Origin of the sequence: Phytoactinopolyspora endophytica, from assembly GCF_004138495.1 — a bacterium.
Lineage (GTDB): Bacteria > Actinomycetota > Actinomycetes > Jiangellales > Jiangellaceae > Phytoactinopolyspora > Phytoactinopolyspora endophytica.
Window position 1 is genome coordinate 302,771 of sequence record NZ_ML142855.1, and the last position, 6,164, is coordinate 308,934.

The 6,164-nt window shown below is 66.3% G+C and carries 4 protein-coding genes and 1 pseudogene; 4 read left to right on the forward strand and 1 reads right to left on the reverse strand.

Features of this window, described 5'->3' with window-relative positions; genetic code table 11:
* The 3 genes and pseudogenes from ELR45_RS40945 to ppk2 form a co-directional block, all read left to right on the forward strand.
* Positions 1 to 243, forward strand: a pseudogene (locus ELR45_RS40945) (ABC transporter ATP-binding protein); the annotation flags it as partial.
* Entirely contained in the window at positions 240 to 2,249 is a 2,010-nt protein-coding gene (locus ELR45_RS16230) for an ABC transporter ATP-binding protein (RefSeq protein WP_276320689.1), read from the forward strand. The pseudogene ELR45_RS40945 and the gene ELR45_RS16230, both read left to right, overlap by 4 nt.
* 281 nt (positions 2,250 to 2,530) lie before the next feature.
* Positions 2,531 to 3,313: a polyphosphate kinase 2 gene (ppk2, locus tag ELR45_RS16235; RefSeq protein ID WP_129667366.1), complete on the forward strand. Its 783-nt coding sequence runs from the start codon at positions 2,531 to 2,533 to the stop codon at positions 3,311 to 3,313.
* Here ppk2 and ELR45_RS16240 read toward each other — a convergent pair.
* Positions 3,292 to 4,047 (reverse strand): phosphotransferase, encoded by a 756-nt coding sequence (locus ELR45_RS16240; RefSeq protein WP_129667324.1) that lies wholly within the window; start codon positions 4,045 to 4,047, stop codon positions 3,292 to 3,294. The genes ppk2 and ELR45_RS16240 overlap by 22 nt on opposite strands.
* A 63-nt stretch (positions 4,048 to 4,110) precedes the next feature.
* On the opposite strand from ELR45_RS16240, the gene ELR45_RS38050 reads away from it, so the two are divergent.
* Positions 4,111 to 6,164, forward strand: a 2,054-nt coding sequence (locus ELR45_RS38050) for a glycoside hydrolase family 2 TIM barrel-domain containing protein (protein ID WP_276320690.1), incomplete at its 3' end; no start/stop codon positions are given.

Here is a 6,164-nt window from a genome sequence, read left to right on the forward strand (position 1 = left end):
TCGTTCTCGGCGTTGGACGTGAGCACTGATGCGCGGTTGCGGGCGGCATTGCTGCCGTACACCGCACAGGCAGTGGTGCTGATCGTGGCGCAGCGGGTGTCCACGATCGCCGGCGCTGATCAGATCGTGGTGCTGGAGGACGGAGCGGTGGTGGGGCACGGCCGGCATGAGGAGTTGCTGAACAGCTGTCCCACGTACACCGAGATCGTTGAATCCCAGCTCACCGCAGAGGAGGCCGCGTGAGCACGACGAAAACCGACACCGCGGGCACGCCGGCCGGCGGGGCAGCGTCGACAGGTGGATCGGCCGCCGGACGCGGACCGGGTGGCCCGGGCGGATTCGGTGGCATGGGCGCGCCGCCGCAGAAACCGATGAGCTTCGGCCCGTCGGCCAACCGGTTGCTGAAGCGGCTGCGGCCGGAGCGGCGTGGCGTGTTCCTCGTGCTCGCACTGGGCGTGGTCAGCGTGGCGTTGAACGTGACCGGCCCCCGGCTGCTCGGGCACGGGACGGATCTGATCTTCTCCGGCGTCGTCGGCAGGAACCTCGAAGACGGCCAGACCCAGCAGGAAGCGATCGACGGGCTGCGCGCGCAGGGCGAAGGCACGGTTGCGGACATGCTCACCGGCATGGATGTGACACCGGGCGCTGGGATCGACTTCGACGCGCTGAAGTGGGTGCTGCTGGGCGTCCTCGCGCTCTACCTCGGGGCGTCGCTGTTCGCTTGGCTCCAGGCGTATCTGCTGAACGAGATCGTGCAGCGCACCATGTACCGGCTGCGGGCGGATGTGGAGGCGAAGCTGAACCGATTGCCTCTGCGGCATTTCGACGCAAGCCCGCGCGGTGACGTGCTCAGCCGGGTCACCAACGACATCGACAACATCTCGCAGACCATGACGCAGACCATGAGCCAGATGCTGACCTCCGTGCTCAGCATCGTCGGCGTGCTGGTGATGATGGTGGTGATCTCGCCGCTGCTGGCGATCATCGCCTTGGTGACCGTGCCGTTGTCGATCGTGGTGACGACGGTGATCGCCAAGCGGTCACAGAAGCAGTTCATTGCCCAGTGGGGACACACCGGCGGGCTCAATGCCCAGGTGGAGGAGGCCTACACCGGGCACGCGCTGGTCAAGGTGTTCGGCCGCCAGGACGAGGTGGAGCAGGCGTTCAACGAGAAGAACGAGGAACTGTTCGGGGCCGGCTTCAAGGCCCAGTTCATCTCCGGCATCATCCGCCCGGTGATGATGTTCATCGGCAGCCTGAACTATGTGGCGATCGCCGTCGTCGGTGGACTGCGGGTCGCCTCCGGCTCGATGAGCCTGGGCGAGGTACAGGCCTTCATCCAGTATTCGCAGCAGTTCACCCAGCCGTTGAGCCAGCTGGCGGCGATGGCGAACCTGTTGCAGTCCGGGGTGGCCTCGGCTGAGCGGGTCTTCGAGCTGCTCGACGAGCCTGAACAAGAGTCCGATGTCGAGGAACCGGAGGCGATCACCCAGTCGCGTGGACGGGTGGCGTTCGAGAACGTCTCGTTCAGCTATGACCCGGAGGAGCCGTTGATCGAGGATCTGTCATTGGTGGCCGAACCGGGCACGACGGTCGCGATCGTGGGCCCGACGGGTGCGGGCAAGACGACGTTGGTGAACCTGGTCATGCGGTTCTATGAGTTACAGGCCGGGCGGATCACGTTGGACGGGGTGGATATCACCGCGTTGACCCGTGCGGATCTTCGCTCGCGGATCGGGATGGTGTTGCAGGATTCGTGGCTGTTCGGCGGCACGATCCGGGAGAACATCGCCTACGGTGATCCGGACGCGTCGGAGGAGCGGATCCGCGCCGCGGCGACGACCGCATATGTGGACCGGTTCGTGCACTCGCTGCCGGACGGCTATGACACCGTCATCGACGAGGAGGGCGACAACGTCAGCGCGGGGGAGAAGCAGCTGATCACGATCGCACGAGCGTTCCTCGCCGACCGCGAGATCTTGATCCTGGACGAGGCGACCAGCTCGGTGGACACCCGCACCGAGTTGTTGGTGCAGCAGGCGATGGCGGCGTTGCGGACCAACCGGACCAGTTTCGTCATCGCGCATCGGCTGTCCACCATCCGCGACGCGGACATCATCCTGGTCATGCAGGACGGACGCATCGTCGAAAGTGGCACCCACACCGAGCTTCTGGCCGCCCAGGGCCACTACTTCGACCTCTACAACAGCCAGTTCACCGCGCCCGCGGTCGAGGAGGCACAAGCGTGAGCGGTTTGTCACGCATGTGCCATGGCCGTGCGGCGGTAGTGATCGATCGTCGGCGGTGCCTGGAGACATGTGAACCCGTAGCCAGATCGGACGGTGCGACCGGCTGGCTGACAGACTGGGTGGCTGCGGCGTTGGTCCGCGCAGAGCGCATGGGAGGTACGGCCGTGTCGAAGAAGGACGGCGACGCGAGCACAGGCGGCGTGAGCGGGCGCGATGGGGACGCGCGTGACGTGAGCACAGGCGGCAACGGTGCTGTCGGGGTGGCGCCGAAGCCCCGGCGGATGAAGAAGAAGGTCTATGAGAAGGAGCTGGTCCGCCTCCAGGGCGAGCTGGTGAAGCTCCAGGAGTGGGTCCGCGTCGAAGGTGCCCGCGTCGTCGTCGTCTTCGAGGGGCGCGACGCGGCCGGCAAGGGCGGCGTCATCAAGCGGGTCAGGGAGTATCTCAACCCGCGGATCGCACGGGTGGTCGCTCTGCCTGCGCCGTCGGATCGCGAGCGCACTAAGTGGTACTTCCAGCGATATGTCGAGCACCTGCCGGCCGCCGGAGAGATCGTGCTGTTCGACCGGAGCTGGTACAACCGCGCCGGCGTGGAGCGAGTCATGAACTTCTGCACGCGGGAGGAGTACATCCGGTTCTACCGCGAATGCCCGATCTTCGAGCGGCTGCTGGTCGACGACGGGATCCTGCTGCGTAAGTACTGGTTCTCGGTGAGCGACGAGGAGCAGGAACGCCGTTTCCGGTCCCGTCTCGAGGACCCGATGCGCCGGTGGAAGCTGTCGCCGATGGACGTGGAATCGATCAACCGCTGGGAAGACTACTCACGGGCGAAGGACGACATGATGATGCACACGGACATCCCGGAGGCGCCGTGGAACGTCGTCGAGAGCGACGACAAGCGCAGCGCACGCATCAACATGATCGCGCACCTGCTGTCCACCCTTCCGTACACGGAGGTGGCGCAGTCCTCGATCGAGCTGCCTCCGCGTCCAGCCGCCGAGGGCTATGAGCGTCCGCCCCGGGACATGCAGGCGTACGTGCCGGATCACGCCTCCACGCTGGGCTGAGAACCTTCCGGGCAACTGCCGGTCTCGGCTCGATGTATGTGTCGTGGCGGAAGGTGAGCTCTGACGAACGATGCCGCGGTGGAGAGGCCATCGCGTTCCTTGCTGCTGAGGTTCGGATCCCGCCCCCGGTACGCGACAGCCTTGTCGAGCATGCGGCCAGGATCGCCCCGGGCCGAGGCGAGAAAGGCCACCATCAGCCGGGTGACGGCAGCCGGTGTGCTGGTGCTGGTCGCATCGGTATTGAGGACGCTGGTCCCGACGTTGGCGGGATCGATCGTGCCGGTTGCCGCCTGCGCGAGGATAAGGGCGGTAAGCGCGACGTCCAGATCCGCAGGCCCATGCGTCGCGTTGCGCCAGTCGATGAGAACGGGACCGTGCGCCGCCAGGATCACGTTCTCTGGATGAAGATCAAGGTGGAGGATACAGCCCTCGGCCAGCGGTGGAAGCGCGTGCAACCTGTTATGGAGACCGGCAAGGATCGCGGCGGCGTCGTTGATGGAGATGTCGCCGTTGAGCAGGCCTCTCAACATGGTGGAACCATCGAGCCGCTCCATCTCGAGATCGGCTCCGTCCACTCGAAAGACCTCAGGGACGGCGAGTCCATGCTCCCGGGCATGCTCCATGAACGCGGCCTCGGGAGCGGCGCTCGAACCATCGCGGTAGCGTCGCAGCACGCGTCCGGGAGCGATGGCGTAGACGTCGGCGTCGCGCCCAGATGCCAGGAGCGGTGGCATGACGCTAGCGTATGTGAAAACGGCGCCGCCCCGGCCCGGCCCTGAGGACGAGAGGACAGCTTCTTGCCGCACTATGCAGACTTCATCCCGAGTTCGGGTGTCTTGCCGCCACGCTCGGTGTACGTGTCGGACGCACCGTCGCTCTCGTTGAACGGGGAGTGGCGGTTCCACCTGGTGCCCACGGTGGCACGGGGGACCGCTGGATTCTGGGAACCCGGTTTCGACGACTCGGCGTGGAAGAACCTGCCCGTGCCCTCGCATTGGCAGCTGCACGGATACGGTGCCCCGGCGTACACGAACGTCGTCTACCCGTTCCCGATCGACCCGCCGACGCCCCCGGAGGAGAACCCGACCGGTGAGTACCGCTACGTCTTCACCACCCCGGACACGTGGGAGGCGGATGACGGAGCCTCGGCGACGAGTGCGGGAGCGCGCCGGTTCGTGCTCCGCTTCGACGGCGTCGATTCGTTCTTCACCGCGTGGCTGAACGGCGTCGAGCTCGGATTTTCGACGGGTAGCCGGTTGCCGACGGAGTTCGACGTCACGTCGACGCTGCGCGTCGGCGGGGAGAACGTGCTGGCGGTGCGGGTGCATCAGTGGTCCGCCGCGAGCTACCTGGAGGACCAGGACATGTGGTGGCTGTCCGGGATCTTCCGTGACGTCACCCTGAGCGCCCGTCCTGTCGGCGCGGTCGAGGATGTTAGCGTTCACGCCGACTTCGACCACGTCTCGGGTGAGGGGCGGCTGCGCGTCGAGGCCGTCGCCGGTGTACTGGACCATGTCGATGACGTCGTGGACGGTACGGCCGTTGACCCCCATTCCGTTGATCCCCACTCCGCAGGCCCCCTGACCTCAGGACGCACGGTCCCGGTGCACACGACGCCGGTGGAGGGTGCCCGCGTCGTCGTACCTGAGCTCGGTATCGATGCTCCGGCCGGTGAGGAGGTCGTCGTCGACGGTGTCGAGCCGTGGACCGCGGAGTCGCCGCGGCTGTACGACGCCGAGCTGGTCACACCCGCCGAGCGGATCCGCCTGCGCATAGGGTTCCGCCGCGTCGTCATCGAGGACGGCGTGCTCAAGGTCAACGGGCACCGGGTGCTGTTCCGCGGGGTCAACCGGCACGAGTTCCACCCCGACCGCGGCCGCGCGCTCACCGAGCAGGACATGCTCGACGACGTCCTGCTGATGAAGCGGCACAACATCAATGCGGTGCGCACCAGCCACTATCCGCCGCACCCGCGCTTCCTCGACCTGTGCGACGAGTACGGCCTGTACGTGATCGACGAGTGCGACATCGAGACCCACGGCTTCTGCTTCGACGGATGGCAGGACAACCCCTCCGACGACGCCCGCTGGCGCGACGCCTATCTGGACCGGATGCGCCGCATGGTCGAGCGTGACAAGAACCACCCGAGCATTGTCATGTGGTCACTGGGCAACGAATCGCACGCGGGCGAGAACCTGATGGCGATGTACGCGTGGGCGAAGGAGCAGGACCCCTCCCGTCCGGTGCACTACGAACGCGACTTCACTGCCGCCTGCTCGGATGTCTACAGCCGGATGTATACGAGTCACGCCGAGGTCGACGAGATCGGCCGGCGGGAGGAGAAGCCACTCGACGACGACGCGCTGGATGACGCACGTCGCGCCAAGCCGTTCATCCTGTGCGAGTACGCACACGCCATGGGCAACGGACCCGGAGGCCTCGCCGAGTACCAGGAGCTGTTCGAGAAGTACGAGCGGTGCCAGGGCGGGTTCGTCTGGGAGTGGATCGACCATGGGATCCGTACCCATGACCAGTCCGGCCAGGAGTTCTTCGGCTACGGCGGCGATTTCGGCGAGGAACTGCACGATGGCAACTTCATCGCGGACGGGCTCGTCTTCCCGGATCGCACGCCGTCGCCCGGCCTGATCGAGTTCAAGAAGGTCATCGAGCCGCTGCGAATCGAGATCGAGACTCCCGGCGCGGCCGGGAACGGCGTTCGGGTGCAGGTGCGGAACCTGCAGGACTTCGAGGACACGTCGGCGTTCGCGTTCTCGTGGATCCTGGAAGAGGACGGTATCGAGGTCGCGTCGGGTGGCCTCGACGTGCCGATCCTGGACGCGGGCGGTTCGGC